At 40.1% G+C, this 25,576-nt stretch carries 29 protein-coding genes; 8 read left to right on the plus strand and 21 right to left on the minus strand.

All coding sequences use genetic code 11. From position 1 onward, the window contains the following. Positions 1-20: 20 nt before the first annotated feature. Positions 21-1,289 (minus strand): threonine ammonia-lyase IlvA, encoded by a 1,269-nt coding sequence (gene ilvA, locus ACNO7B_RS09865; RefSeq protein ID WP_008346398.1) that lies wholly within the window; start codon positions 1,287-1,289, stop codon positions 21-23. 180 nt (positions 1,290-1,469) lie between these two features. On the opposite strand from ilvA, the gene ACNO7B_RS09870 reads away from it, so the two are divergent. Beyond that, the gene (locus ACNO7B_RS09870; RefSeq protein ID WP_058214050.1) at positions 1,470-2,438 is read left to right on the plus strand and encodes a sigma 54-interacting transcriptional regulator; all 969 of its coding nucleotides are present in this window, start codon (positions 1,470-1,472) and stop codon (positions 2,436-2,438) included. Positions 2,439-2,451: 13 nt separating this feature from the next. Beyond that, positions 2,452-3,087, plus strand: a complete 636-nt coding sequence (gene trhA / locus ACNO7B_RS09875) for a PAQR family membrane homeostasis protein TrhA (RefSeq protein ID WP_008346394.1) — start codon at positions 2,452-2,454, stop codon at positions 3,085-3,087. 38 nt (positions 3,088-3,125) lie between these two features. On the opposite strand, the gene ACNO7B_RS09880 is transcribed toward trhA, so the two are convergent. The 12 genes from ACNO7B_RS09880 to ACNO7B_RS09935 all read right to left on the minus strand — a co-directional run bounded on the left by ACNO7B_RS09880 (position 3,126) and on the right by ACNO7B_RS09935 (position 13,983). Beyond that, positions 3,126-3,749, minus strand: a complete 624-nt coding sequence (locus ACNO7B_RS09880) for a lysophospholipid acyltransferase family protein (RefSeq protein ID WP_058214049.1) — start codon at positions 3,747-3,749, stop codon at positions 3,126-3,128. Between the two features lie 19 nt (positions 3,750-3,768). Further along, a complete protein-coding gene (gene folA, locus ACNO7B_RS09885; RefSeq protein ID WP_024718553.1) occupies positions 3,769-4,257 on the minus strand; it encodes a type 3 dihydrofolate reductase in 489 nt (162 codons plus the stop codon). Further along, positions 4,254-5,048, minus strand: a complete 795-nt coding sequence (locus ACNO7B_RS09890) for a thymidylate synthase (protein WP_417901473.1) — start codon at positions 5,046-5,048, stop codon at positions 4,254-4,256. The genes folA and ACNO7B_RS09890 overlap by 4 nt, the downstream gene beginning before the upstream one ends. Positions 5,049-5,151: 103 nt before the next feature. Beyond that, on the minus strand, positions 5,152-5,679 hold the full coding sequence (locus ACNO7B_RS09895; protein WP_008346387.1) for a phosphatidylglycerophosphatase A: 528 nt from the start codon (positions 5,677-5,679) through the stop codon (positions 5,152-5,154). An 18-nt stretch (positions 5,680-5,697) separates the two neighbouring features. Next, the gene (locus ACNO7B_RS09900) at positions 5,698-6,315 is read right to left on the minus strand and encodes a YpjP family protein (RefSeq protein ID WP_024718552.1); all 618 of its coding nucleotides are present in this window, start codon (positions 6,313-6,315) and stop codon (positions 5,698-5,700) included. Positions 6,316-6,581: 266 nt separating this feature from the next. After that, positions 6,582-7,379 carry a class I SAM-dependent methyltransferase gene (locus tag ACNO7B_RS09905; protein WP_282900316.1) on the minus strand — a complete coding sequence of 266 codons (798 nt, stop codon included), beginning with the start codon at positions 7,377-7,379 and terminating at the stop codon, positions 6,582-6,584. A gap of 65 nt (positions 7,380-7,444) precedes the next feature. After that, positions 7,445-7,879, minus strand: a complete 435-nt coding sequence (locus ACNO7B_RS09910) for a BrxA/BrxB family bacilliredoxin (protein WP_008346384.1) — start codon at positions 7,877-7,879, stop codon at positions 7,445-7,447. 81 nt (positions 7,880-7,960) lie between these two features. Beyond that, positions 7,961-9,637: a dihydroxy-acid dehydratase gene (gene ilvD / locus ACNO7B_RS09915; protein ID WP_007500822.1), complete on the minus strand. Its 1,677-nt coding sequence runs from the start codon at positions 9,635-9,637 to the stop codon at positions 7,961-7,963. Positions 9,638-9,947: 310 nt separating this feature from the next. Beyond that, positions 9,948-11,087: a conserved virulence factor C family protein gene (locus tag ACNO7B_RS09920; RefSeq protein ID WP_058214046.1), complete on the minus strand. Its 1,140-nt coding sequence runs from the start codon at positions 11,085-11,087 to the stop codon at positions 9,948-9,950. A 30-nt stretch (positions 11,088-11,117) separates the two neighbouring features. Continuing rightward, positions 11,118-11,741 (minus strand): HD domain-containing protein, encoded by a 624-nt coding sequence (locus tag ACNO7B_RS09925; protein ID WP_058214045.1) that lies wholly within the window; start codon positions 11,739-11,741, stop codon positions 11,118-11,120. A 2-nt stretch (positions 11,742-11,743) separates the two neighbouring features. Then, positions 11,744-12,226: a glutathione peroxidase gene (locus tag ACNO7B_RS09930; RefSeq protein WP_035703303.1), complete on the minus strand. Its 483-nt coding sequence runs from the start codon at positions 12,224-12,226 to the stop codon at positions 11,744-11,746. A gap of 74 nt (positions 12,227-12,300) precedes the next feature. After that, positions 12,301-13,983 (minus strand): formate--tetrahydrofolate ligase, encoded by a 1,683-nt coding sequence (locus tag ACNO7B_RS09935; RefSeq protein ID WP_058214044.1) that lies wholly within the window; start codon positions 13,981-13,983, stop codon positions 12,301-12,303. Positions 13,984-14,121: 138 nt separating this feature from the next. Here ACNO7B_RS09935 and metA point away from each other — a divergent pair, with 138 nt between their 5' ends. Further along, complete coding sequence (metA, locus tag ACNO7B_RS09940; RefSeq protein ID WP_410685171.1) at positions 14,122-15,030, plus strand: homoserine O-acetyltransferase MetA; 909 nt, start codon at positions 14,122-14,124, stop codon at positions 15,028-15,030. A gap of 228 nt (positions 15,031-15,258) precedes the next feature. Further along, positions 15,259-16,410 (plus strand): diglucosyl diacylglycerol synthase, encoded by a 1,152-nt coding sequence (locus tag ACNO7B_RS09945; protein ID WP_007500831.1) that lies wholly within the window; start codon positions 15,259-15,261, stop codon positions 16,408-16,410. A gap of 35 nt (positions 16,411-16,445) precedes the next feature. Here the strand turns inward: ACNO7B_RS09945 and ACNO7B_RS09950 are convergent, their stop codons facing one another. After that, positions 16,446-17,147, minus strand: a complete 702-nt coding sequence (locus ACNO7B_RS09950; protein WP_007500832.1) for an AIM24 family protein — start codon at positions 17,145-17,147, stop codon at positions 16,446-16,448. 266 nt (positions 17,148-17,413) lie between these two features. Here ACNO7B_RS09950 and cspD point away from each other — a divergent pair, with 266 nt between their 5' ends. Continuing rightward, on the plus strand, positions 17,414-17,614 hold the full coding sequence (cspD, locus tag ACNO7B_RS09955) for a cold-shock protein CspD (RefSeq protein WP_003215784.1): 201 nt from the start codon (positions 17,414-17,416) through the stop codon (positions 17,612-17,614). A gap of 51 nt (positions 17,615-17,665) precedes the next feature. Here cspD and ACNO7B_RS09960 read toward each other — a convergent pair whose 3' ends face one another. The 3 genes from ACNO7B_RS09960 to ACNO7B_RS09970 all read right to left on the minus strand — a co-directional run bounded on the left by ACNO7B_RS09960 (position 17,666) and on the right by ACNO7B_RS09970 (position 18,875). Beyond that, positions 17,666-17,848: a hypothetical protein gene (locus ACNO7B_RS09960; RefSeq protein WP_008346368.1), complete on the minus strand. Its 183-nt coding sequence runs from the start codon at positions 17,846-17,848 to the stop codon at positions 17,666-17,668. A 171-nt stretch (positions 17,849-18,019) separates the two neighbouring features. Next, positions 18,020-18,202, minus strand: coding sequence for a zinc-finger domain-containing protein (locus ACNO7B_RS09965; protein WP_008346366.1), 183 nt, complete (start codon positions 18,200-18,202; stop codon positions 18,020-18,022). Position 18,203: 1 nt separating this feature from the next. After that, the gene (locus ACNO7B_RS09970; RefSeq protein ID WP_007500833.1) at positions 18,204-18,875 is read right to left on the minus strand and encodes a ribonuclease H family protein; all 672 of its coding nucleotides are present in this window, start codon (positions 18,873-18,875) and stop codon (positions 18,204-18,206) included. Between the two features lie 94 nt (positions 18,876-18,969). On the opposite strand from ACNO7B_RS09970, the gene ACNO7B_RS09975 reads away from it, so the two are divergent. From ACNO7B_RS09975 to ACNO7B_RS09985, 3 genes are read left to right on the plus strand one after another with little or no spacing between them, the layout of a single operon-like run. Next, positions 18,970-19,659, plus strand: coding sequence for a queuosine precursor transporter (locus ACNO7B_RS09975; RefSeq protein WP_007500834.1), 690 nt, complete (start codon positions 18,970-18,972; stop codon positions 19,657-19,659). 1 nt (position 19,660) lies between these two features. Beyond that, the gene (locus ACNO7B_RS09980; protein ID WP_017359712.1) at positions 19,661-20,056 is read left to right on the plus strand and encodes a reverse transcriptase-like protein; all 396 of its coding nucleotides are present in this window, start codon (positions 19,661-19,663) and stop codon (positions 20,054-20,056) included. Positions 20,057-20,099: 43 nt separating this feature from the next. Beyond that, entirely contained in the window at positions 20,100-20,225 is a 126-nt protein-coding gene (locus ACNO7B_RS09985; RefSeq protein ID WP_008346357.1) for a hypothetical protein, read from the plus strand. A 40-nt stretch (positions 20,226-20,265) separates the two neighbouring features. Here the strand turns inward: ACNO7B_RS09985 and ACNO7B_RS09990 are convergent, their stop codons facing one another. From ACNO7B_RS09990 to fbpC, 4 genes are all read right to left on the minus strand, one after another. Further along, positions 20,266-21,153 carry a 5'-3' exonuclease gene (locus tag ACNO7B_RS09990; RefSeq protein ID WP_410685172.1) on the minus strand — a complete coding sequence of 296 codons (888 nt, stop codon included), beginning with the start codon at positions 21,151-21,153 and terminating at the stop codon, positions 20,266-20,268. A 275-nt stretch (positions 21,154-21,428) separates the two neighbouring features. After that, a complete protein-coding gene (locus tag ACNO7B_RS09995; protein ID WP_410685173.1) occupies positions 21,429-21,692 on the minus strand; it encodes a YpbS family protein in 264 nt (87 codons plus the stop codon). A 41-nt stretch (positions 21,693-21,733) separates the two neighbouring features. Next, complete coding sequence (locus tag ACNO7B_RS10000; protein ID WP_417901474.1) at positions 21,734-25,327, minus strand: dynamin family protein; 3,594 nt, start codon at positions 25,325-25,327, stop codon at positions 21,734-21,736. 131 nt (positions 25,328-25,458) lie between these two features. Beyond that, positions 25,459-25,566, minus strand: a complete 108-nt coding sequence (fbpC, locus tag ACNO7B_RS10005) for a Fur-regulated basic protein FbpC (protein ID WP_306172627.1) — start codon at positions 25,564-25,566, stop codon at positions 25,459-25,461. Positions 25,567-25,576: the final 10 nt, after the last annotated feature.

Genomic DNA, 25,576 nt, shown 5'->3' on the forward strand with positions numbered 1-25,576 from the left:
TTTCCAATTATCTGTTAAGCCTAAATAAATAGGTGGAATAAATCTTGATCTTTATTCACTTCAACATAGTGGAAGCCTTTTTTATTCATTCGGTCAATCAGCGCTGCATAGTCATCTCTTTCTTTCAATTCGATCCCAACAAGCGCTGGTCCTTTGCTTCGGTTATTTTTTTTCGTATATTCAAAGCGTGAGATATCATCATTTGGCCCTAACACTTCATCTAAAAATTCCCTGAGAGCACCTGCTCTTTGCGGAAAATTAACGATGAAATAATGCTGGAGTCCTTCATAAATCATGGAGCGTTCCTTGATTTCTTGCATTCGGCCAATGTCATTATTGCCTCCGCTGACAATACAAACGACATTTTTCCCTTTAATCTCCTCACGATGTGCATCTAAAGCCGCGATCGGTAACGCACCCGCTGGCTCAGCTACAATGGCACATTGATTATACAGCTCTAAAATGGTTGTACATACTTTTCCTTCTGGTACAAGACTAATCTTATCGACAACAGACTGAAGCGATGTAAACGTCTTTTCGCCAATCCGCTGAACCGCTGCTCCATCTACAAACTTATCTATTGAATCAAGTGTGACAACCTCCCCTTTCTCGTGGGAAGCATGAAGTGAGGCGGCACCAAGCGGCTCGACTGCAATAATTTCTGTTTCTGGTGCGATATTTTTCATATACGTCCCAACGCCAGATAACAAACCTCCGCCCCCAACACTTGCAAATAAAAAGTGAGGCTCCACTTCGATATCATTTAATATTTCTACAGCAGTTGTTCCTTGTCCTGCCATGACATCTAAATCATCAAATGGATGAATAAATTCCCGCTTTTCCTTATCTCCGCATTTGACTGCTTCATGATACGAATCATCAAAGGTATCTCCGGTTAAGATAATGTCAACATATTCTTTTCCGAAAAGCTCCACTTGAGATACTTTTTGCCTTGGTGTGGTAGCAGGCATAAAAATTTTCCCGTGGATACCTAAATATTTGCAAGAATAGGCAACGCCTTGTGCGTGATTTCCTGCACTGGCACAAACAATGCCGTTTTCTAGTTTTTCTTTTGGCAACTGGCTCATTTTATTAAAAGCGCCTCTTAATTTAAAAGAACGAACAACCTGCAGGTCCTCTCTTTTTAAGTAGACATTACATTCATATCGTTCAGAAAGTCGCTCATTTTTTTGAAGTGGAGTATGAATCACTACATCCTTCAAATTTTGATGGGCTTTTAAGATGTCTTTCACTTGAATTAGCGTGTTTTCTTTGAGCAACGGTTTCATGTACAAGATCCTTTCTCTTTAACCTTATTTAATTTGTCATTATAACATGAATATTCAAAAAATAAACCAATAGATCATGGATCGAAGATAAATTTCATGAACTTTTTCGTTTTTCTATACATTTGTTCTAATTGGGTGTTATAATAAAACCAATTAGAACCAAAAGAAAGGAATCGCTCGATGACCACACATCCGTTTGCTAATATATATGGAGAACACCAAGATATAAAACACGCCATTCATTTGGCAAAACAATTCACGAAAAACGATCAGCCTGTGTTGATCACAGGTGAAATTGGAACAGGCAAATCACGCTTTGCACAAGAAATGGCCCATTCATTTGCTGCGCAGGCTTCGATGAAACATATCTACTGCCCCATTGTAGATGAAGTAACTTTGCAGGAAGCATTTACTCATGCGGCAAATCATGTGCTTTATTTAGACGAAGTCAGCGCATTCAGTATTCCTATGCAGCATCAGGTCATTCGTTTTCTCGAAGTTTCTCCTGCAACAAAAATCATTGCTTCTTCGTCTTTATCATTAGAGGCGATGAGCGTTTCATCCAGTTTTTTACCTGAGCTGTTTTATCGGCTCAATGTGCTTCATATCCCTCTCCCACCGTTAGAAGATCGAAAAACAGATATTCCTATTTTAACCGCTGCTTTCTTTCAAGAACTGAACATGACGCCTGACATCGACTCAAGTGTGTGGGAAGTCTTACAGCAATATTCGTTTGAAGGGAATGTCCAGGAGCTCAAAAATATCGTTCATTATGCAGCAGCGATTCTCGAAGGGCAAACAGTTTTCTTGCATCACTTGCCACCTTTTGTATTATTACCTCAACAAACAGCTGGTAAAGGAAAAAAAGAAGAACACCAGCTCACGCTTATGGAGAAACAAGAATTTGTTTTCTTACTCGAAGCCATTAAGTCTCTAAATGAAAAAGGAGAAGCAGCCAGCAGACGTATCTTGTCTGAGTTAAGCAAACAAGGCGACATCCCGCTGACCCCTCAGCAAGTCAGGAGTCGATTAGATGATCTTGAGAAAAAAGCTTATGTGACGAAAGGGAAAGGCAGAGCTGGAACGAAGATTACACTTGAAGGTCTCTCATTTCTGAAGTCGCTTGATGGTTATATACCGGTTCAATAAAGGAGGACATCCATTGTTTACTGTAAAAGAAGAAATTGCCAACGCGATTACACATGGCATTGGCGTCATTTTATCCATTCCCGCCATTGTTTTTCTCGTTTTATTCGCTGTTCAATACGGCACTGTCACTGACATTATTAGCTTCTCGATATTTGGCGCGTCGATGCTGCTGCTTTATTTAAGCTCTACTTTGCTTCATAGCATTCGGCACAAAAAAACAAAAGATGTATTCGAAATCCTTGACCACTCTGCGATTTATGTATTGATTGCTGGTACATATACGCCATTTTTGCTTGGCCCATTAAAAGGCGCACTTGGCTATACTCTTCTTGCAATCGTATGGGCGCTTGCTGCAGGCGGTATCGTTTTTAAAATCTTTTTCGTCAAACGGTTTATCATTGTATCCACCCTTGTTTATTTATTAATGGGCTGGATGATTATCATCGCAATTAAACCTCTGTACATTCAATTAACAGGAGCTGGATTCAGCCTCTTACTATTAGGCGGTATTTTGTATTCAGTCGGAACGATCTTTTATATTTGGCGGAAAATTCCCTATCATCATGCGATTTGGCACAGCTTTGTTCTCGGTGGAAGTGCATCCATGTTCTTCTGCATTCTATTTTATTGCGTCAACATCCCAGCATGATCAAAAAACCAGCATCCGAATGTGGATGCTGGTTTTTTCTATGCGCGCTTTTGTGCGTAATCACTCATCTTGACCGGTGCTTTTATATGGATATCGACATTAACTGGACGAAGTCTTTTGACGATCTTCCCTGTTAAAAGACGGTCTGTGCCGCTTGTTTCAACCGGAACAAGTGAGCAGTTACATTCTTCAGCAAGCGTTTCTGCCATGACACGATACTGTTCAGAAAGCAACAGACTCTGGCCAGATAGAACTCTTTCTCTTGCTTCTTCTAATAACGCCTCATCAGATTGATTCTGCTTGATCACCGCCATCTTCTTCAACCATTGTTTTAAGATGGGATAGCAAAACAGATGCGGTTTTGCCATAAAAGCAAATGGCTTCTCTAAGTGACCAATCAGCAATGTCGTCGTCACTGGATGATGTGCTTCTGTGACATAAATAACAGGGCCATCTGGCAGCTTTTTTTGCTGATGAATGGTCATGACTGATCCTGATTGATCAATACACCCTCTGGCAAACCTTTTTGCATGCTCATGGATGAGATGCATTCGTTTCGTATAGGAAATGCGTGGATCCGTTAATTCATGATCATACAAATGCCTTATACTTTTAAAAAAGGATACAACAACATAAATCGTTAAAAACCAATAACGAAACAACCGTACTCCTCCTACTCACTTATCCTTCTTTTCTGTCATAGACAACAAATTCATAATTGTAGGGGTTCTTTTCGTCACGATGGCCTTTTTCACGTGATACAACCGTCCAATTCTCTTCATCGTAATAAGGGAAGAAACGGTCGCCTTCAAATGAATGATGAATGTGCGTGATATATAGACGATCTGCGTATGGCATCATTTCCTCATACAGCTTAGACCCACCAATGATCAATAATTCTTCCTCAGTCTTCGCAATGGTTAAAATATCATCGATTGAATGAACTACCTCGCATCCTTCAGCTTGAAAAGATGAACTTGTGGTTAACACGATATTCCGGCGGTTAGGCAGTGCTCGTCCAATTGATTCAAACGTTTTTCTGCCCATGACAATGGTATGGCCACTTGTGACTTTTTTAAAATACGCTAAATCAGCGGGTAAATGCCAAGGCATTTGATTATCTTTGCCAATGACTCTGTCTTTTCCTGTCGCCACTATCATGGAAATCATACACTGACTTCTCCTTTAATATGCGGATGTGGATCATAGTTCTCGAGCACAAAATCATCAAACGTAAAATCAAAAATACTTTTGACATCTCTAGTGATGCGAAGCTGCGGAAGTGTGCGCTCCTCACGCTCTAACTGCATTTTGACCTGCGGAAGATGATTTTGATAAATATGAGCATCTCCTAGCGTATGAATAAACTCTCCTGGCTCAAGGTTTGTCACTTTGGCAATCATCATCGTTAGAAGTGCATACGAAGCAATATTAAAAGGCACACCTAAAAAGATATCTGCCGAACGTTGATAGAGCTGGCACGATAATTTACCGTTTGATACGTAAAATTGAAACAAGCAATGACAAGGAGGCAGCGCCATCTGATCAATCTCTCCTGGATTCCACGCACTGACAATCAATCTTCTCGAATTAGGATGATTCTCTATATCATGGATCAGTCTGCTGATCTGATCTACTGTCTCTCCATCTCCACTCGCCCATGATCTCCACTGCGCACCATACACACGCCCTAGCTCTCCATTTTCATCTGCCCATTCATTCCAAATACGGACACCATTTTCTTGAAGATATTTGACATTTGTATCACCTTTTAAAAACCACAGTAACTCATGAATGATTGATTTCAGGTGTAATTTCTTTGTTGTTAATAAAGGAAACCCTTCCTGTAAATCAAATTTCATTTGGTAACCGAACGTGCTGATAGTGCCCGTTCCTGTTCTGTCACCTTTTTCATCCCCGTGCTGTAATACATGACGGCATAACTCTTTGTATTGTTTCATTTTTTTCATCCTTTATTTATGTTCTTGTTGTAGTTTACCTTATTTCTGCTTTTGTTGAAACCAAAAAAACATGTCTGCAAGATGAGCAGACATGTTTTTCTTTTTATGCTTGATTCACTCGATCCTGCTCTTCGTCCTTAATATCTTGGTGAGAGTGAGCTATGCGACTTGCTGCTGCGGCGGCAAGCGCAGCGACAAGGTCATCAAGGAAAGTGTGTACTTCACCAGGACGACCTTCATCTAATTCTCTAATAATACCAAATTTCTCTTTGTCTAGATAACCGAAGTTGGTCAAACCGATTGATCCATATACATTGACAATGGAAAGCGGAATAATCTCGTCAATTCCATATAGCGGTTCATCTGTTTCAACTAAATGCTGCAAAGGTTCTGGCAAAAGCTTTTTTTCTGCCAGCTGATCAAGCGCAAGTCCTGTCAAAACTGCGTGGACAATTTCCCTTTTATTCAGCACTTTTTCAACATTTTCAATGCAGACACTGAGTGGAAGATTTGGGTTGTATTTCTCTTGGAGTTTCAGCACAATGTGTGCAATATCTTCTATTTTCACTCCACGCTCGTTTAACATCTGTTTTGTAATACGAACCATTTCGTTCATTGTATACTTTTTCAATTGGCATGACATCTCCTTCTAGTGGCTCATCCAGCTCGGCGGGGTGTTTTTATCCCAGTAAATATTACCGAGTTCATGATGCGTCTGGAATCCATCTTCTGCTGTATGGTAGTGAAAGTTAAACCAATATCCGCTGTGAGGCGGCTGATCTCTCCTGACATGAAAACGAAGCAAATCTTCTCCAGTCTTTCTATTATAAATGTGGAAGATTTTTTCTCCATTTCCGCTTGAAGGCTGATCAGTTAAAACAACATCTTGAAATTTTTCGTCATCTTTGAAATTTGTTAAAAAGTCGGTTAACACTTGTTCAATTTTTGGTTGAATCTCTTCTCTATACTCGTCCTCAATGACAGGTGTGATTTTACGACCAAATTTGAGAAAGGATTGGTTTTCTGCACTTGATAGAACCTCTTGCTTATATTGCTCAAAGGGGTCTACCCGCTCTTTGTTGTCTTCTTGCGATAATTCCCAGCTACGCGTATCATCTGATGTATCATAAACTGCTGTATAAGGTGATTTATCAGATGAAGAAAGTTCAGATGGCTTGTCTGTCATCAAAGCCGATGGAGGAGAGATTAAACCAAAAGTCGCAATCGTAAAGAGAGCAACAAGCGTTTTTCTCATCCACATTTTCATGATATCTAATTCCTTCCATAAGTTATCATACTGCTATTCTAGCATATAATGAATTTTCAGTCATTCAATTTGGTCATTGAGTTGAGACTTTCTTTTTCATGATAAAACGTTTACAATGACAGTAACGACGACTAAAATTTGGGAGGAATGGATATGCTTGAAGGGTTTTTCATCACAGCTTCCTTGCTGACGTTATTTTATTTTGTCTATATGGAGATCACCGATTAAAAGCCCTGAAATAGGGCTTTTTTAATTGTTAAGAGTGATTAAAGTTTTGTTGATTTGTCTTCTTCTATTGAGATATATCCGTAATGAAATTGGGCGGTTTTACGTTTCATCACCTGAAATTGATAGGAATCAGTGGTAAATCGTGTGCTTTTCCAATGATCTTTTAAAACCACTCTTTTTCTAGCCACTCTCATTGCTTCTTTCACAGCGGTTTCATGGTCAAAATGATGCTCAGCTGCATGACGAAGCGGCATCATACTAGCAGACTCTTGTATGGTTTCTTCAAACATTGGGTCGAAATAGACGATATCATAGGATCGATCAGGGAGCTTCTTTAACTGCTCAATACTATCCCCGCTGATGACAGATATCCGTTTCATCGCTTCGTCTGCCTCTCTCACACCTGTTTCCCATGTGCTGAGTCCTTCTCGAACAAGCAATGCCGTCATTGGATTTTTTTCAATACCGGACACTTTTCCATTGGCTCCTGTAGCGCAGCTTGCGGTAATCGCATCAGATCCTAAGCCAAGCGTACAATCTAAAAAGGAATCGCCCGGCTTTAATTGTGCTGCTTCTATTAATGGATCTTTTTCCCCTCGCAGAACCCGCTTCACCCTAAACATCGCTGAGCTTGGATGGAAAAAGAACTTTTCACCATTTGGCTGATACCATTCAAATCGTTCTTTCCCAACAACCAGTACATCCCCCCGCTTGATCGCAAGCTGTTTGACAGATTGTTTGCGCCGCTCGATATACTCACCATGCAAGTCCTTTGCAAGGGCCTTTGCCGTTTCAATTGTTTGTTCATTTGCTCTAAAGCTTGTTGTAATGAGCATGACGTTCCTCCATCATAATCAAGAAAAAATGCCCTGATGGATCACAGGACATTTCAATATTTGTATTAGCAATGTTTTTCAAATGCAGATAAGACGTTCTTCATAATATCTTCCATTTCATGACCTTCAATTTCGTCACGCGGAATAAAATGAACGAGTTCATTTCCTTTTAAAAGTGCCATAGATGGAGAAGATGGCTCCTCACCTGTGAAGTATTCTCTCATTTTAGCCGTTGCTTCCCGGTCCTGACCAGCAAAGACCGTCACCATTCGATCTGGTGCTTTTTCTGCTTTCATGACAGCTTGAGTAGCAGCAGGGCGTGCTAAACCGGCAGCACATCCGCATACGGAATTGACGACAACAAATGTTGTTCCTTCTGCTTCCTGCATCGTTTTTTCTACTTCTTCTTCAGTCGTCAATTCTTGAAACCCTGCACTTGTCAGTTCTTGGCGCATTGGTACGACGAGCTGACGCATATATTCTTCATATGCCATTGACATAAAAAAGCCCCCTCTATAATCCTTATGTTGTGAATAAAGGATACTATAGAGAGAGCCAATTTTCAAATGATCAATTTCACATTAAATTTTCATGATTCCGCCTGTATTGGCTGATGTCACAAGTTTTGAGTATCTGGCAAGGTAACCTGTTTTTACTTTTGGCTCAAAGCCTTTCCAGTTTGCTTTTCTTTTTTCCCATTCTTCTTCCGGGACATCTACGCTTAAAATGCGTTTTTCGATATCAACAACGACATGATCACCATTTTCAACAAAGGCAAGCGGGCCGCCTTCTGCTGCCTCTGGAGAAACGTGTCCAATAGACAATCCGCGAGAAGCACCGGAGAATCGTCCGTCTGTAATTAAAGCAACCTTTGGACCAAGTCCCATTCCAACAATTTGTGAAGTTGGTGCAAGCATTTCAGGCATGCCTGGACCGCCTTTAGGTCCTTCATAACGAATAATGACAACATGTCCTGCTTCTACTTTTCGATTAATGATTCCTTCAAGTGCTTCCTCTTGGGATTCAAATACGATCGCAGGTCCTTCATGACGTGTGATGCCGTCTTGTACACCGCCTGTTTTAATGATTGCTCCATCTGGCGCAAGGTTTCCAAATAAAACGGCTAAGCCGCCCTTTTCAGTAAATGGCTTGTCAATTGGATAAATGACGTTATAATCTTTTACCTCATGACCTGCAATGTTCTCGCCTAACGTTTTCGCTGTGACGGTCATGGTATCTAAATGAAGAGCCCCCTCTTTTTTGGACAATTCATTTAGTGCAGCGGTCACTCCGCCAGCTTCATGTAAATCTTCAATATATACATCTGAAGCTGGAGCAAGTTTAGATAAATGCGGCACACGTTCTGCGACTTCATTGATACGCTCAAGTGAATATTCAACGCCTGCTTCGTTTGCAATCGCCAATGTATGAAGAACTGTATTGGTTGAACCACCAAGTGCCATATCTAAAGCAAATGCGTTATCAATCGCTTTTTCCGTGACAATATCACGTGGTTTAATGTCTTTTTTGATCAGCTCCATCAATTGTTTTGCTGACTTCTTCGCAAATTCTCTTCGTTCTGGTGAAGTCGCCAGAATGGTTCCATTTCCAGGAAGAGCAATCCCAAGCGCCTCTGCTAGACAGTTCATTGAGTTTGCTGTAAACATACCAGAGCAAGATCCACATGTTGGACAGCCAAATTGCTCTAATTCGTTTAATTCCTCTTCATTAATTTTCCCTGATTGGTATGCGCCTACGCCTTCAAAGACAGAAGAAAGCGAAATTTTTCTGCCATCACTTGTTCTCCCAGCTTCCATCGGTCCACCACTGACAAATACAGTTGGGATATTCACACGCATGGCAGCCATCATCATACCTGGCGTGATTTTATCACAGTTAGGAATACAAACCATGCCATCAAACCAGTGTGCAGACACTACGGTCTCTACTGAATCAGCAATGATTTCACGGCTTGGCAATGAATATCTCATCCCAATATGCCCCATCGCAATACCATCATCTACCCCGATTGTATTGAATTCAAATGGAACACCGCCAGCTTCACGAATGGCTTCTTTCACAATTTTTCCGAATTCCTGAAGATGGACATGTCCTGGGACAATATCAATATAGGAATTACATACGGCAATAAACGGCTTGCCAAAATCCTCATCTTTTACCCCAGCTGCTCTTAGTAAGCTTCGGTGAGGTGCTCTGTCAATTCCTTGTTTAATCATATTACTGCGAAGTTCTGCCATCTGTTTAAAAAGCCTCCTATACTACTAGTCTTGTTGACTGTATGATTTTGAGTTCATTTTATTTTACAAATTTTCTGTTTATTTAGCCACCTATAATAGATAGTGACTGATTTCTCTGCTGAAGCAAGTGCTCAGCAAGGATTGTGTCATAAAATCTGACCTCCAATATTCTATATTGGTACTACTATATAGAGTTTTTTCTCATATTTCAACAATATTCAAAATAATTTTTCTAAAAAAATTTTTCTGCCAATAAAAAAGCCATTTTCAGAAAACAAGCTGCCTTTTATTGGCAGCCTGCTCGTCTTTCTTATGATTCTGATGCATTTTTTCTACTTTCTGTCATTTGCTTCCACACAGAGCCTTTTGCTTCTTCTCCGTGCTCAATTCGTTCGATGGCCATTTTCACTTGAAGACTGACTTCAAATTCAGGGTCCTGCTCCGCTTCTTTTAAAGCTTCTAGTGCTGTTTCGTCACCTTCTTCATAAAGGAACATGGCCGCACGCCAGCGGACAAGCTTACTTGGGTCCTTTAAGGCTTGGATCATCGCTTCAATCGCACTAGAATCACCAAGATCTGAAATACAATCTCCAGCAGTTCTTCTAACTGTCACTGTTTTATCTTCAAGCCCTTTATACAAAATAGGCAAAATGTCTGGATCTTCAATCATGCCAGCATTCACAACAGCTTGTCTGCGAATCGATGTTTTTGGGTCCTCCATCGCTTTCATTAAAACAGGTATATCTTTTTTCTCTGGCTGCATTTGCTCTAAATGAGCAAAACGTTTCTTCCAATCTTCATCGCGCAGCATCTCTTCTGTCACATCATATGCTTTTCGGTTCACTTGTTTATCTACAGCCTCTTGACCTTCCTTCACTGCCTCTGTTAAACGGGATAAACGCTCGTCGTCATATGCAGCTTGCAGCTCTTCTGTGACTTCTTGACCGATATCAGCAAATTCTCCAAAACGAACGCCATGTTCTTTCCACACACGTTCAAATACAACATTATCTGAACTGCTTCTTAGCTTTAAAATCGCTGCCTGGAAACGTTCAGGCATTCCAAATCGTTCTTCTCTTTCACCGTCTGTCAGCTTCACCTGCATCGGAATCCCATTAAACATTTGAACAAACACTTTGACTTCTCCAAATGTGTCATCACCTGACTGCAATTCTCCCTGAAGACCTTCTGTTTCTTGTCCAAAGGCTTCTCTGACTTGCTGTAAAATACCTTGCCAGTCAAATTTCGCATTGCGCTCAACCGCTAAGAAATCGGCTACATGGTAAACACCTTTTACACCTTCAATAGTTAAAATGCGCTTGATCATCTCTGGCGCTTCGTCTTTTTGATCTTTTTTGTAGTTATTGCTTTTACCGCCTGCAAGCGCTTCTGTCAAAATGACTTTCATTGTATTCGGGCTTGGCGTTGGTTCTATGGCAGTTATTTTCATCTATACATCCTCCTTATACACATAAAGACCCTACTCATCTGTAAGGCCGCATTCTTCTTTCCATGTCTTAATAAATAGACACATAAACTCATGCCGCTCATGAGCCAGCTGCTTTCCAGCACGTGTGTTCATCAAGTCTTTTAAATGAAGCAGCTTTTCTTGCATATGCAAAAGTACTGTGCCTTGGTGAGCACCCTCTGTATAGTGAGGCTCCCCTTTTGCACCTGCATATGTAAACACCCTTGCAATCCCGGTTGCACCTATTGCATCTAGCCGATCTGCATCTTGAACAATGGTCCCTTCTAATGTCACTGGTTGATGCTTCATATGCCGGTGACGAAAAGACATCGTTGTAATGATATCCATGATATAGCGAATATCTCGCATGCCCACATCCCACAAAAGGAGCTGCTGCTTGAGATCATGCGGTGAAAGCTTCCATTCACTAGACAGCTTGTCATCAATGACATCATGGACAATCGCTGCCATTTCAATGACAAAAAGCGACCCGCCCTCCTGTTGTGCAATATGGACGGCAAGCTGGCGCACACGATTGATATGAGCTTCATCGTGTCCAGTCGGTTCATTCTTTAGCTGTTTTGAAACAAAGGAGGCAGCTGCCTCCAATTGTTCTTGTTGCTTACTCGAATACATGCTTATTTCTCCAAGAGAGCGATAATGGAGCTTTCTAATTCTTTTGGTGGTGTTTTAGGAGAGAATCGTTCAGTCACTTCTCCGTTTTGGTCAACGATAAATTTTGTGAAATTCCATTTCACCGTTTTTGTACCAAGCACACCTTTCGCTTGACTCGTTAAGTATTTGAAAAGCGGATGCGCATTGTCACCATTAACATCTACTTTTGCAAACATCGGGAAGGTCACACCATAGTTTAACGAACAGAATTCTTGAATTGCTTCTTCCCCTTCTGGCTCTTGATTCATAAATTGATTGCACGGAAATCCTAAAATTTCAAGGCCCTTTTCATGATATTGATCGTATAACTCTTGTAATTGTTTAAATTGAGGGGTCAGTCCACATTTGCTCGCTGTGTTCACGATGATCAGTACTTTCCCTTTGTAATCTGCCATTGATTTTTCCTGACCGTTAATGGTCTTGACCTGAATATCATAAATTGACATCTCATAGCCTCCTAGGATTCACTTTTTCCTATCGTAACATGCTTCTTTTAGAAAATCGCTTTTTATGCTTCCTGCTAAAAGAGTCCAGTCACACTGCCGTCTTCTAATAAATTCATCTCAAGTGCCGCAGGTTTTTTAGGGAGACCTGGCATGGTCAGAATGCTTCCCGTTAGTGCAACGATAAAACCTGCTCCTACAGATGGTTTTAACTCTCGAATCGTAACGGTAAAACCTTTTGGTCTGCCGATTAAAGCCGGATCATCCGATAGTGAATATTGCGTTTTTGCCATACAAACCGGCAAATGGGCCCAGCCATTTTTTTCAATTGCAGCTAGCTGCTTTCTTGCTTTTGATGTAAGGTTGACGCCGTCTGCACCATAAACCACTTTGGCGACTTTTGACAACTTTTCTTCAATGGAATCTTGCTCCTCATATAAATAAGAAAAGCTGTTTTCATTCTTTTCAATGAGTGTCGTGAGCTCTTCGGCAAGTGCTACGCCGCCAGCTCCCCCTTCTTCCCATACATTGACCGCTTTGACTGGATGTCCATTCGTTTCGCACCAGTTTTCTATTGCTTGAATTTCTTCTTTTGTATCGGTAATAAAACGGTTCACTGCAACGATATATGGTAGACCGAAGGCTTGCACTGTTTCAATATGCTTCTCTAAATTATGTATACCTTCTAATACAGCCTGTGCATTTGCTTCCTTGAGCTCTGTTTTCTGCATTCCGCCATGCATTTTTAGCGCCCTGACAGTTGCTACAATGACAACAGCGCCTGGTTTAAAATCACCGGCTCTTGTTTTGATGTGAAGAAATTTTTCCGCGCCGAGGTCTGCACCAAATCCCGCTTCTGTTACGACGTAATCTGCTAGTTTTGCCGCCATTTTTGTGGCAATTAAACTATTGCATCCATGTGCAATATTGGCAAAAGGACCACCATGAACAAGGGCTGGAGTTCCTTCAATCGTTTGAACAAGGTTTGGTTTCAGCGCATCTTTTAAAAGCAAGGTTAATACGCCTTCATATCCTAGATTTCCAACTGTGACCGGTTCACCTTCTTGATTGTAGGCAACAACAATAGAAGAAAGACGTTTTTTCAGATCGTTTAAGTCGTCTGCTAAACAGAGGATGGCCATCATTTCGGATGCAACCGTAATATCAAATCCATCTTCTCTAGGGTACCCATTTAATTGACCGCCAAGTCCTACGACCACTTGTCTTAGAGCACGATCGTTTAAATCTAACACTCGTTTCCATACAATTCGGCGTGCGTCGATTCCAAGCTCATTTCCGTGATGGATATGATTATCAATAAAAGCAGATAAAGCGTTATGTGCAGATGTAATCGCATGAAAATCCCCTGTGAAATGAAGATTAATTTCTTCCATAGGCAACACCTGTGAATATCCGCCGCCAGCTGCACCGCCTTTAATACCCATTGTGGGACCTAGTGAAGGTTCACGCATGGCAATGATCGCTTTTTTCCCAATTTTCTCGAAGGCTTGACCGAGGCCAACTGTTACGGTGGACTTCCCCTCACCTGCTGGCGTTGGGTTGATCGAAGTCACAAGAATCACATTTCCTTCTTTTTGTTCCTTTAAACGGTCAAAAATAGTCAAAGATATTTTCGCTTTTGTGAAACCATAGCATTCTAATTCTTCGTCATGTATTTGTAATTTTGCTGCGATGTCTTGAATCGGTCTCAGCTTTGCCTTTTGGGCAATGTCAATATCTGATAAATGCTTTGTAATCATGATTAATGGCCTCCTTTTTTGACAGAAACAGCTTTCTTTTTTGCTCTATTTTTCATTGTAACATAATTGAAACATTGAAATATCGCCAGAAAGTTCCTATAATGAAGTGAAATTAGCTTTGGTTCAGGGGGTGGCGAGTTGCCTATTAACATACCAGTTCATCTGCCGGCAAAACAAATACTAGAGAGCGAAAACATTTTCGTCATGGATGAGACAAGGGCATTCAAACAAGATATCCGTCCTTTGAATATCGTGATCTTAAACTTAATGCCCAAAAAAATACAAACTGAAACGCAGCTGCTGAGAATGCTCGGAAATTCTCCGTTGCAAGTGTATTTTACATTTTTGATTCCAAGTACACATACACCGAAGAATACATCGAGAGAGCATCTAGATGAATTTTATACGACCTTTGAATCGATTCGCCATAAAAAATTTGATGGCATGATCATTACAGGTGCACCAATTGAGCATTTAGCTTTCGAAGAAGTTTCCTATTGGAAAGAACTGCAGGACATTTTGGACTGGAGTAAAACGAATGTGACGTCTACTCTCCATATATGCTGGGGGGCACAGGCAGGTCTATATCATCATTATGGCATTGAAAAAATCAAGCTTCCAGAGAAAAAATTCGGTGTCTTTGAGCATCTTGTCAAAAAGAAAAAAGAAAGATTAGTAAGAGGTTTCGATGAAGTATACTATGTCCCACATTCTAGGCATACAGATATTAATACAGAACAATTAAAAAACACGCCGAATCTAAAAGTATTGAGCACGTCTGAGGAAGCTGGTGTTTGTTTAATTGTTTCAGATGATGATAAACAAGTATTTTTAACTGGACATCCTGAATACGATACAGATACATTGAAGCAGGAATATGAAAGAGATTTGTTGAAACATGATACAGTCAAAAAACCCGTCCACTATTTCATCGAAGATGGAGACACATTAGTTCCAGTGAACCGCTGGAAAGCCCATGCTACTTTGCTGTTTATGAATTGGCTTAATTACTATGTTTATCAAGAAACACCATATGTGTGGGAATAAAATAGACTGTAGTCTGATGATAAATGCTTAAAATGTGTTAAAATACAAATGGCTCTGTCTTCCATTATCAATTTAGTCTGTTTGTTTTTTAAAATTAGTTTAATTCTTTCGTAACGAATGATATGCTCTCGCTGTTTATATGTTATCTTTATGTATATGTAGACCTATGAGATTTATAGTTTTCGTACGAAGTTTTGTTGTTGTTGATTACATTTGAGGTGAATATTCTTGAATACCAATAAAAAAATATTAATCTTGACCGCAAATTATGGAAATGGACATATGCAGGTTGCAAAAACACTGTATGATGAATGCAAATCCCAAGGGTTTGAACATGTGATAGTTTCTAATTTGTATCAAGAATCAAATCCCATTGTGTCTGAAGTGACTCAATATTTATATTTAAAGAGCTTCTCCATTGGGAAACAATTTTATCGCTTGTTTTATTACGGTGTAGATAAAATTTACAATAAACGCAAATTTAACATTTATTTAAAGATGGGAAATAAGCGTCTTGATGAATTAATTCAATTACACAATCCGGATATCATCATCATTACATTCCCGATGATTGTTGTACCTGAATACCGAAATAAAACAGGTAAAGTCATTCCAACATTTAATGTGATGACAGACTTTTGTCTTCATAAAATTTGGGTACATGAAAACATTGACCGATACTATGTTGCAACCGATTATGTGAAACAAAAGCTAGTAGAAATCGGCACACATCCAAGCGATGTCAAGGTAACAGGCATTCCGATTAGACCACAATTTGAAGTAGACGTGCCTAAATCGATCATCTATAAAAAATATGGATTATCATCAGACAAAAAAGTCCTTCTCATTATGGCGGGTGCCCATGGTGTACTAAAAAATGTGAAGGAACTGTGTGAAGCACTACTTCTTGACAGTGAAGTACAAATTGTTGTTGTGTGCGGTAAGAATGCAGCGCTGAAGCAATCGCTTAGCGAACTTGAACAAGCACACCCAAATCAATTGAAGGCGCTTGGATATGTGGAACAAATTGATGAATTGTTCAGAGTAACTGACTGTATGATTACAAAACCGGGCGGGATTACATTAACAGAAGCAACAGCAATTGGTGTCCCAGTTATTCTTTACAAACCTGTTCCAGGACAAGAAAAAGAAAATGCTCTTTTCTTTGAAGATTATGGCGCTGCCATTGTCATCAACAGACACGAAGACATTTTAGAATCTGTCACCAACTTGCTACAAGACGAAGAAAAATTAGAATCCATGAAACAAAACATCAAAAAATTACACTTAAAACAGTCTTCTCAAACCATTTTAGAAGATATCGTCGAACAATCAGATCTGATCATGAGCAACAAATCGTATGCTCAAGCATTATCATAAAAAGGTGTCCGTCATTGACGGACACCTTTTTTCTTTTAACCTTGATTTCCATTCGTCGTATACACTTCTTCAAACGGCTGCACGACAACAAAGCCACTTCCGCTAAACTTCATTTGAATGGACTCTCCGCTTCCCCTGCCAATAAACGTTTTGAACGATACATCTGTCACAAATTCAGTCTGCAAATCTCCTGACCATGCGACCGTCGCATTCGGATCTGTATAAACAGAATCACCTGGCTGAACAATCAGCGTCAGCGGTTCGTAATGACTTGTGATTGCCACAAGACCTGGTCCTTCAAGTTTGACATTAAATAATCCGCCTGCAAGCATGCCAGACACCTTTTTCATTAATTTAATATCCCACCGAACAGACGGTTCAAATGCGAGCAAGTCGTTTCCATTAACGAAAATAGACTCCCCTTGAGCCAATCGAAGAATCGAGATTTTTTTCCCTTGGTCTGCTACATATAATTTTCCATCACCTGTGGCCTTCATCAAAGAAGTTCCTTCTCCTGATAACATTTTTTTGAACATCTTTGACACACCGTGTTCAAACACACCTTCACGTTCAAACTTTATTTTCCCGCGATATGAAACCATGGAACCTGTTTTTGCCCAAATGGTATCCGTTAAATTAATTTCTAACAATCTTGGTGTTTCAAGTTCAAAGACCCCTTCCCCTTTGTCTTCTTGCTGCGTATTCTGAACAAACTCCTCAATTGTGTAACGATTCATGACGCACCTCTTTCTGTATTTTTACTATATACGGACAAGTTATACGTTAGGTTTCATGAGATTAGGACGTTTTATAGATAAATGTCATTCACTAAAAAAACAAAAAAATCAAACATTCTGCTCAAAATTTGGCTTGCCTGCTTGACGCTTTACTTTTGATGGTGTATAGTGGAACCATCATTTAACAACTTCTTAAGTCGTTAGGTGATGAAAATTTTTTTTAGTATGCCAAAAGGTGTGCTACAGTACTAGGAGGAAAAAGCAATATGCAAAACGGTAAAGTAAAATGGTTCAATAATGAAAAAGGTTTCGGCTTCATTGAAGTTGAAGGCGGAGACGACGTATTCGTTCACTTTACAGCTATCGAAGGTGACGGTTACAAATCTCTAGAAGAAGGACAAGAAGTTTCTTTTGAAATCGTTGAAGGTAATCGTGGACCTCAAGCTGCAAACGTAACAAAAATCTAATCAACTCAATCAATGATGAAACGACAAAATAAAGAGAGGCGTATGCCTCTCTTATTTGATTTTCAGCTGAATTTCAATCGCTAAAATATTTTGCTTTAATCTTTGTTCAATTTCAGAGATATCTTTTTCGAGAAAAGGTCTTCCCTTCTTTGCTACATCTACCAGTTGCTCTAGATCACTGTACACCTCTTGAAATGTTCGATGTAATACCGTTTCAAAATCCTTATTATCCATGCCGGCCTTCCCCTTTTCCTCTATTATCCGTCACTTAGTCAAAAAGTAACTCAACCAAAACTTTCTATAGTTATATCGGCTCATTTTTCAGAATATGTTCTTTTTTTACACATTCTATTCGTTTTTTTTCGTGAACGCGTGATACATCTAGGGGAAAACCGGAGTGTACGCTTATTTTTTGAGTAATTCATTCCCGTATTGTTTGATCTTCTCTCCTACCGTGCATTGCTGTATACAAAAGGAGTGCGCGTATTTTTTGCCAAATTCTTTACGAAAGTGCTTCTTAATCAAACAATCTGAACAATACGTGTCTTGAAGATCTGTTAATTCTTTTACTGCTGTTTTTTTATCCACTTTATTCAGCTCCGTCTGCTTCTAATTTCAACTTACTTTCGATGGGGACGTCTGCAAGTATCTGTCTGGCAAGCTGATCTGCTTCTGCATTTTGTTTACGATCGATGACTTCATATGTTGGCGTGAGCTTCAGCTCTTTGATCGCAGCCTCAATTCGGTCGAGCCATTTGTTATGTATATCATCATAACAAGGCCATTCCCCTTTGAGCTGATTCATCACCACAAGAGAATCTCCTCTAATCGTAACAGAGTTTCTGCTGGCTCCCAGTTCTTTTAAAGCTTTTACCGCTTCAAATAAAGCCGCATACTCTGCCTCATTGTTCGTGGTGCTCTGAAAAGGCTGATTCTTCCTTAATCGGTATGCATCCTGTCCAAGCTGATAATACACGACAATTCCAAGCCCAGCATCACCTGTTTCTTTGCGAAAACTCGCATCAAAATAGACCTGAAGCTGATCGGGTTCAAGCCTAAGTTCTTCGTTTAGCTTTTCAAGTTCTTTCGTCGACCACATCGCACCCTTTTCATCTTCAAATGATAGAAGTGACTGCGGTTCTTTTTTGTCTATATGTTTTGCTAAAAGCAAGGCCTCTTTGAGCTCCATCCAATCTTCTTGGAAAAAAGCAATGGACCCAATCGATTTCACTTTCATTGTATAGTGCGCTCTTAGTTTCATTGATCACATCGCCTTCCCATACTTTTAAGGTAAACGTTCGTTATGCTATAATCAAAAAGTTACATTTTACATTTAGAAAGGAAGTTCATGTCACTTGTTTAATGAAGGTATTTGGATCTTATTTGCGATCATTAATTTTATCATTGTTCTTCTATTTTATAAAGGATTTGGCAAGATGGGGCTTTTCGTATGGATTGGTTTTGCAACAGTTGCTGCCAATTTACAAGTGGTCAAAACCGTTGAATTATTTGGCTTAACGGCAACACTTGGCAACATTTTATACGGCAGTGTGTTCTTTGCAACGGACGTCCTAAATGAAAAATATGGACAAACCGAAGCGAAAAAAGCTGTCTGGATTGGCTTTGCCACCCTTTTAACATTAACTGTTGTCATGCAGGAGGCTTTGCTTTTCCATCCCGCTCCATCTGACATTTCCCAATCATCATTAGAAACGATATTTGGCTTTATGCCAAGGGTCGCTCTTGGTAGTCTTGCTGCTTATATCATCAGTCAAATGTTAGATGTTTATGTATATTCGTTTATTCGCCGGATATTTCCTTCAGATGGTGCGCTCTGGCTGCGAAATGCGGGGAGTACAATGATTAGCCAGCTGCTTGATACGCTCGTTTTCACAACCATTGCCTTTCTTGGGACCTACCCATTCCATATATGGATCGAAATTTTCATCACGACTTATGTGATTAAATTTATCGTCGCTGCCATTGGCACACCTTATGCCTATGCGGCGAAAAAAATGGTTCCGATTGATGAAAGGGGGAAATAAAGTGCCAGCAGAAATATATATTGACGGTGCTAGTGCCGGAAACCCAGGTCCATCCGGCATCGGCATTTTCTTGAAATATGACGGAAAAGCTGAGTCTTTCTCCATTCCTCTTGGCATCATGAGCAATCATGAAGCAGAGTTTTCCGCGCTCATTGAAGGCATGAAAATTTGCGTAGAAAAAGGATTACGGACCGTTTCATTCCGTACTGATTCACAAGTAGTGGATCGTGCAGCCAATGCAGGATTTGCTAAAAATCCATCTTTTCGTCATTTTATCGAAGAAATGCTGCAGCTTCAAAGCGAATTTGATTTATTTTTCATTAAGTGGATTCCGAGCAAGGAAAATCAAGTGGCTGATCAGCTCGCTAGAAAAGCGATTCACCTTTCAAAAGGATGAATCGCTTTTCTTTTGGTTATGCTAATGTGTGAGGTGATACGAATTGGATAAAGAGAACAGAGGCCGTGTCACAAACGGAACGACTCCTCAAGGTGATGCGCAAACAAAAGATAAACAGCCAATATCGCAATTAGAAAATAAGGCGAAAAAAAGCAACACAAAGGGCTAATACATGTAGCCCTTTGTTTCTTTTCTGCGTAAGAACAACCTTAACTGATTCCTAATTGACTTAAGCGGTTAACCATTGGTTCGATCCCTTTAATTTGATGCAAGCGAAGCATTGCCGCTGCCCGCTCTGGATCCATTTTTATTTTTGTTTCGTCAATCGGACAGCTGAGTGGTACATCACATTTAATTTCTGCCAGTATACGAGAAAGCTTCAGATCTTCTAAACCTGCTTGCATTTTCTTTTGCTGAGCTGCCGTTAATGCATGAACATTTTCTAACAGTCGATCAATCGTTTGATACGTTTGAATAAATTTCAATGCTGTTTTTTCGCCGATTCCTTTTACACCAGGGTAATTATCGCTAGCATCACCCATCAGCGCTTTCATATCAATCAGCGCCTTTGGAGAAATGCCCATTTCCTCTTCAAAAAGGGCTTTTGTATAATGCTTATAATTCCCGATGCCTTTTTGCATTAAAGCCACGTTCACTTGTTCATTCAAGATCTGCAGCAAATCTTTATCTCCTGTTAAGACGGTCACATGTGCTTCGTTTTGATAGATTGATGCAAGCGTTCCAATACAATCATCTGCTTCAAAACCTGTCACACCAATGTTCATGATCCCCAGTTCTGCTGTCGCCTCTTTTGCTAAATCAAACTGCGGGATAAGCTCAACAGGCGCCTCGCCTCGATTGGCTTTATAATCTTGAAACAATTCGTTCCGGTATGTCTGGCTTCCCATATCCCAGCAGCAAACGATATGAGTCGGCTCAAATGTTTGGACAGCTGTTAACAAATGCTTCAAATAACCATTAACTCCATTTGTCGGCACACCACGATCATTTATCATAAAATTGCGATGGACAGCCGTCGCATAAAACGACCTAAAAAGAAGTGCCATTCCATCTACAAGTAATACGTGTTTATTCATTCATCTAAACTCCCTTTTTATAAACAATACTCCTATTCTATCATAGAACATCGAAACGAACATAAAAAAGGCGCCTTCTTCTTTTTGATAAAGAAGAGGCAGCCCGATTACTTTTTACCATATTGCATTTTTTTCGTTTCCGCTTCTGCGTAGGATGGCATACCTTTTTCCTTCGGCATGCGCTCCTCCTGCTGCTTTACGTTTTGCTTTTTTGCCATGATCATTCCCCTTTCTGGTTCATTTGTTAAGATGACCAAAAATGAGAAAGTTACTCTTTACTTCTGTTTACGCTGGGTGTATTCCTCCACCATCTCAATCGTGACATGTTTACGAAGCGGAACAATTCCGCCTCGGGCAAGCTCATTCATTTTAGACGTAATGGCATTGATCTCATCTGTTGAAAATGATTCATTGTTTTCACATTTTTTCACAGCCGATTCAATCGCCTGCTCTCTTTTTTGTTCAAGTGCAAGAAAAGATTGGATGTGGGCATGTTGTTTCTGTGAATGTGCAGAAATTTCTTCGTGTACGCTCGTCATCGTCTATCAACTGCTTTCTTTTTTATATAGTCTATCATGAATCATCTCGTTTTCAACTGGTTCTTCCATTCATTTGTTTGTTCATAAACTTGTTCAATGACCGCCTGTTTTTCAGCATCTGTTGTAAGGCTCGTCATAAATGTCTGTTTTTGCTCATTGAGCTGTTGGAGAGCATCTTGTTCGTACCTTTCCGTATAGGTCTTCACTAGCTTTTCATATCTGCTCAGCAACTCTTCTTTTTCGTTATCTGCCCAACGTGTTGTCATTTGATGTAGAACATCTCGAATGGCTTCAATAAACGTAGCCTTTTCATTTTGTTCAAAGAAGCCTTTCGCTGATTTTTGTTTCTTTAAAAGCGGCTCAAATGGTGTAATCTCTGCTTCGACTTCAATTTGTTTTAGCTCAGCATTTTTCTCCTCAGGGGCTGACAGGCTAAGAGAAAAGTAAGGATCTTCCGCACATGCAGCCTGCATCCCTTTTTCCCACTCCTCTTGGAAATAATGGTGGATAAACGATTCCATTCGGATATCAAGTGCCTTGAGCTCCTGCACAAATTCAAATTCATACTCCTTTAACGCTTTCTCAAGTGCCTTTTTTAACTGCTGACCAAAATTCCCTTGAGATATGCCAGGATAAAAAGCCGACTTTAACAGATCATTCGCAAATAATGAAAGCCGCTGTACAATATGATAGAGCTGTTCATGCACGTCTTTTTTTACGCTTTCAGTCACAAGCTTAGACCGTTTCACATCTTGCATTTTTTCGAGAATGGCTTCATAGGATGTCTTGATGTTTTTCTTTTCAGCTTCTTTCTCATCTTCTGATTGATGCAAGGTCGCACGTAGTCTATCGACCGTTGTACATAATGTATTAGCTTCAAAATGCAAAAGTTCAATGGCATCTTTCGTTAATTCTTCCTCAATAAAATAGTCGAGCTGTTTTCTCAGTGTTGCATATTGATTATAAGATGCCGGCTCTTTCCCTTCGATCTCTTCCTTACTAGACACATGATGCAGGTTTGGATTGCGGATGCCTTCTTTTGTGAGCTCGCTTCGTACATAGTGAAATACGGTTTCAAGCTCTGCTTGATCCTTAGCCAAATCAGCTGCATTGATGATAAAGAACATTTTATCCATGCTAAAGGAATCTTTTACGAGTCCAAGCTTCCGTAAAAATGAGCGATCAGCTTTTGAGAAAGAGTGCTGATAATACGTTAAATAAAGAAGGGCGTCTGCATCCTTCATATACTGGAAGGCGATTTCTGTATGACGCTTATTCATACTGCTTGCACCTGGTGTATCGACAATCGTCAGTCCTTTATCTGTCAAAGGTGTACTTAAATACACCGTCACTTCCTTCACCACACAAGAAACAGATTCTTCCGCTACATAAGGCTTTAATTCTTGAAGTGTGACATGTAAATTGGTTTGGTTGTCAATGTCATCATGAAACTTGGCATAGGCTTGTAGAAAATGTTCTACAATGATTCGGTGATCCTGTTCGAGCTGCCGTTTTTTCAGTACTCTTTCCAGCTTTGCCTGAAACGAATCTCCTTTTTCTGTTGTGATCGAAAATCCAAGAATCTGATCGAGTTCCTCTAGAATGTCCTGCTTGGTTTTAAACACCACTTTGACACTTTCATGAGGATGATCTTCCGTAGGTCGTGTCAGTTTGTTAATTGTTGCAGTTGTTGGCGTAGGAGATGATGGTAACACCTTCCGTCCAACAAGCGCATTGGCAAAAGAAGATTTTCCAGAACTAAAAGCGCCAAATAAAGCGAGTGTAAATTCTTTTGCCTGCAGCCGTTCTGTTCGTTTTTCAAAGGAATCTCTTTGAGACTTTAGAATATCTAAAGGCGATAAAATGCGGGAAAGCTCTTTAAATTGTGCAATCGATTGTGCTGTTGTTAAATGCTGCGATTGGCGGTATTGATCGTGCTCTGTCCGTTCAGTAGCTTGATTGCTCTCTTCAACATGAATTGATGCGCGATTCTTCTCCAGCTGGTCATGCTGCATCCACTGCTTTTTCGCATAAAACCAGTCACCTGGGATATGCTCATCCGTTCCGTTTTGCCAAATATCCCATAAATGCTGAATATCCTGTCTTATTTGTTCATTTTTTTCGTTATACCCCTCAAGGCTCTGAAGCTCTTGTTTCGCTTGCTCCCATTTTTCCTCTTGCTTCTCTTGTTCATTTTTGAGCTGGTCTTTCAAGTTTTCAATCATCTGTTCAATCAATTGAAGCGCTTGCTGTTTCGCCTGTCTTTTCAATGCTTCACCAGCATCTTTCGCATATTGAAGAACGTATTCGTTAGAAAAAGTCGCCCCTTGGTGAATGACCTTTCCAAGCAAGGATTCTTCAACAGGTGTCTCAAATGCCATGGCTTTGTCTAATAACGCTTCCCCAAGCTGATGCTGTTTTATTTCTTTTTTGAGGAGCTCGGCAATGTGCCAGTCAACTTCCGCTTTCATTCTCTTTTTTACATCTGCTAAGAAATCATTTGCCCGCTTTTCCTTTTCCTGCTCGGTTTTATTTTTAGCAAAAAGTAAACCCACTTTAAAGCCAGGTGCTTTCGATTCGATATAGTCACTTGCAAGCTCTCGCATCTTAAATGGCGTGAGGTTTGCATTTTTTAAGATGTTCTCTACTTCAGAAGACACTTCATCTTCTACCTGCTTTGCTCCATTTTCAATAAATCGGCGTTTCTCTTCTAGTTCTTTCACTTCATTCCTTTTTTCTTGCAGCCGCGCGTCAAGGTCCTCTTCATGCAGTTCTTCTTTTAACGAGTCTATATGTTCTTTTAAAACATGTTCGATTTTCTGCTCTGTATAGGCTCGAAGTGATACTTTAGGCATGGTTTGTAATTCTTGTAGTTTCTTCACTAAACGGATCATTTCGTTTTTTGGGTGTGCCTCATCCGTCACAGAAGTAAAATATAGATGTTCTTCTTCAATGCCTTCTTTTAAAAGCATCTCAACGACTTGTTTTTTGTAGTCTTCAAAAGTTGTCTCTTGTTCATCGTGCCGATCCACTTGATTGACGATGAAATAAAGATTAGGCACTTTCTCTTTAATCGAGCGAATGAAGCGAATGTTTTCTTCAGAATGGACATGGTTATAATGAACGACATAAAAAAGAGCATCCGCTTGATGAAGAATAGAAGCGGCGGATAAAAAGTGCGCATGATCCGTTGAATCAATTCCCGGCGTATCAATGAGTGCCACTTTTTCTTCAAGTCCACTATAATCACCGCTAATTTCCACCATCTCAATTTGTTCCCCATCTTTACAAAAACGCTGCACCGCTTCTTTATCATAAGAACCGCTCATTTTTGCGAAACGTCCATCAGACGTATGGAGCTGAACTTCACTGACCCCTTTCCTGACAACAACCAAGTTTGCACTCGTTGGAATTGGGCTTGTGGGCAGGATGTGATCATGAAGAAGATGATTCACTAGTGATGACTTACCAGCAGAATAGTGGCCGGTAAATGCGATATATACTTCTTCTTCAGCTTCCTTTTTCATAATAGATGCAAGTTTGGCTGCGCGCTCGTGATCATCCCTTTTCAGAAGGCTTTGATATAAAGCACCTGTAGTTTGAACGAGCGAATCTCGAATAGACAAGTCTTTCATGACGATAAACCCCTTTGTTTTTAGAAAAGTCAGTTATGTATGTGTACCATTTTACACAAAATAAAGAGATTTTTCTTCTGATCTGAGGAAATAAAAAAATCTGCTGCCCGATCAGTCGCAATGGACTGCAATCAGGAAGCAGATTTTTTTGAAACACCTTTTAATACGAAGCCAATCAATAAGCTGTATACACAGACCGTACCGAGTAAGAAAATCATTGTCATGTGATCACCGTCCATCCTTCATGAT

The sequence above is a fragment of the Bacillus sp. AK25 genome (assembly GCF_048270685.1).
GTDB classification, from domain to species: Bacteria; Bacillota; Bacilli; order Bacillales; family Bacillaceae; genus Bacillus; species Bacillus altitudinis.

Coding starts and splice junctions, on each gene's coding strand:
- ilvA (WP_008346398.1), bottom strand. CDS start 1,289: ATGAAACCGTTGCTCAAAGAAAACACGCTAATTCAAGTGAAAGACATC.
- ilvD (WP_007500822.1), bottom strand. CDS start 9,637: ATGGCAGAACTTCGCAGTAATATGATTAAACAAGGAATTGACAGAGCA.
- ACNO7B_RS09920 (WP_058214046.1), bottom strand. CDS start 11,087: ATGAAAATAACTGCCATAGAACCAACGCCAAGCCCGAATACAATGAAA.
- ACNO7B_RS09910 (WP_008346384.1), bottom strand. CDS start 7,879: ATGTCAATGGCATATGAAGAATATATGCGTCAGCTCGTCGTACCAATG.
- ACNO7B_RS09930 (WP_035703303.1), bottom strand. CDS start 12,226: ATGTCAATTTATGATATTCAGGTCAAGACCATTAACGGTCAGGAAAAA.
- folA (WP_024718553.1), bottom strand. CDS start 4,257: ATGATTTCCATGATAGTGGCGACAGGAAAAGACAGAGTCATTGGCAAA.
- ACNO7B_RS09890 (WP_417901473.1), bottom strand. CDS start 5,048: ATGAAACAATACAAAGAGTTATGCCGTCATGTATTACAGCACGGGGAT.
- ACNO7B_RS09970 (WP_007500833.1), bottom strand. CDS start 18,875: ATGAAACTAAGAGCGCACTATACAATGAAAGTGAAATCGATTGGGTCC.
- ACNO7B_RS09950 (WP_007500832.1), bottom strand. CDS start 17,147: ATGAATCGTTACACAATTGAGGAGTTTGTTCAGAATACGCAGCAAGAA.
- ACNO7B_RS09870 (WP_058214050.1), top strand. CDS start 1,470: ATGACCACACATCCGTTTGCTAATATATATGGAGAACACCAAGATATA.
- cspD (WP_003215784.1), top strand. CDS start 17,414: ATGCAAAACGGTAAAGTAAAATGGTTCAATAATGAAAAAGGTTTCGGC.
- ACNO7B_RS09990 (WP_410685172.1), bottom strand. CDS start 21,153: ATGAATAAACACGTATTACTTGTAGATGGAATGGCACTTCTTTTTAGG.
- ACNO7B_RS09905 (WP_282900316.1), bottom strand. CDS start 7,379: ATGCTCATTACAACAAGCTTTAGAGCAAATGAACAAACAATTGAAACG.
- ACNO7B_RS09900 (WP_024718552.1), bottom strand. CDS start 6,315: ATGAAAATGTGGATGAGAAAAACGCTTGTTGCTCTCTTTACGATTGCG.
- ACNO7B_RS09960 (WP_008346368.1), bottom strand. CDS start 17,848: ATGGATAATAAGGATTTTGAAACGGTATTACATCGAACATTTCAAGAG.
- fbpC (WP_306172627.1), bottom strand. CDS start 25,566: ATGGACGGTGATCACATGACAATGATTTTCTTACTCGGTACGGTCTGT.
- ACNO7B_RS09935 (WP_058214044.1), bottom strand. CDS start 13,983: ATGATTACAAAGCATTTATCAGATATTGACATTGCCCAAAAGGCAAAG.
- ACNO7B_RS09995 (WP_410685173.1), bottom strand. CDS start 21,692: ATGACGAGCGTACACGAAGAAATTTCTGCACATTCACAGAAACAACAT.
- ACNO7B_RS10000 (WP_417901474.1), bottom strand. CDS start 25,327: ATGAAAGACTTGTCTATTCGAGATTCGCTCGTTCAAACTACAGGTGCT.
- ACNO7B_RS09925 (WP_058214045.1), bottom strand. CDS start 11,741: ATGTATTCGAGTAAGCAACAAGAACAATTGGAGGCAGCTGCCTCCTTT.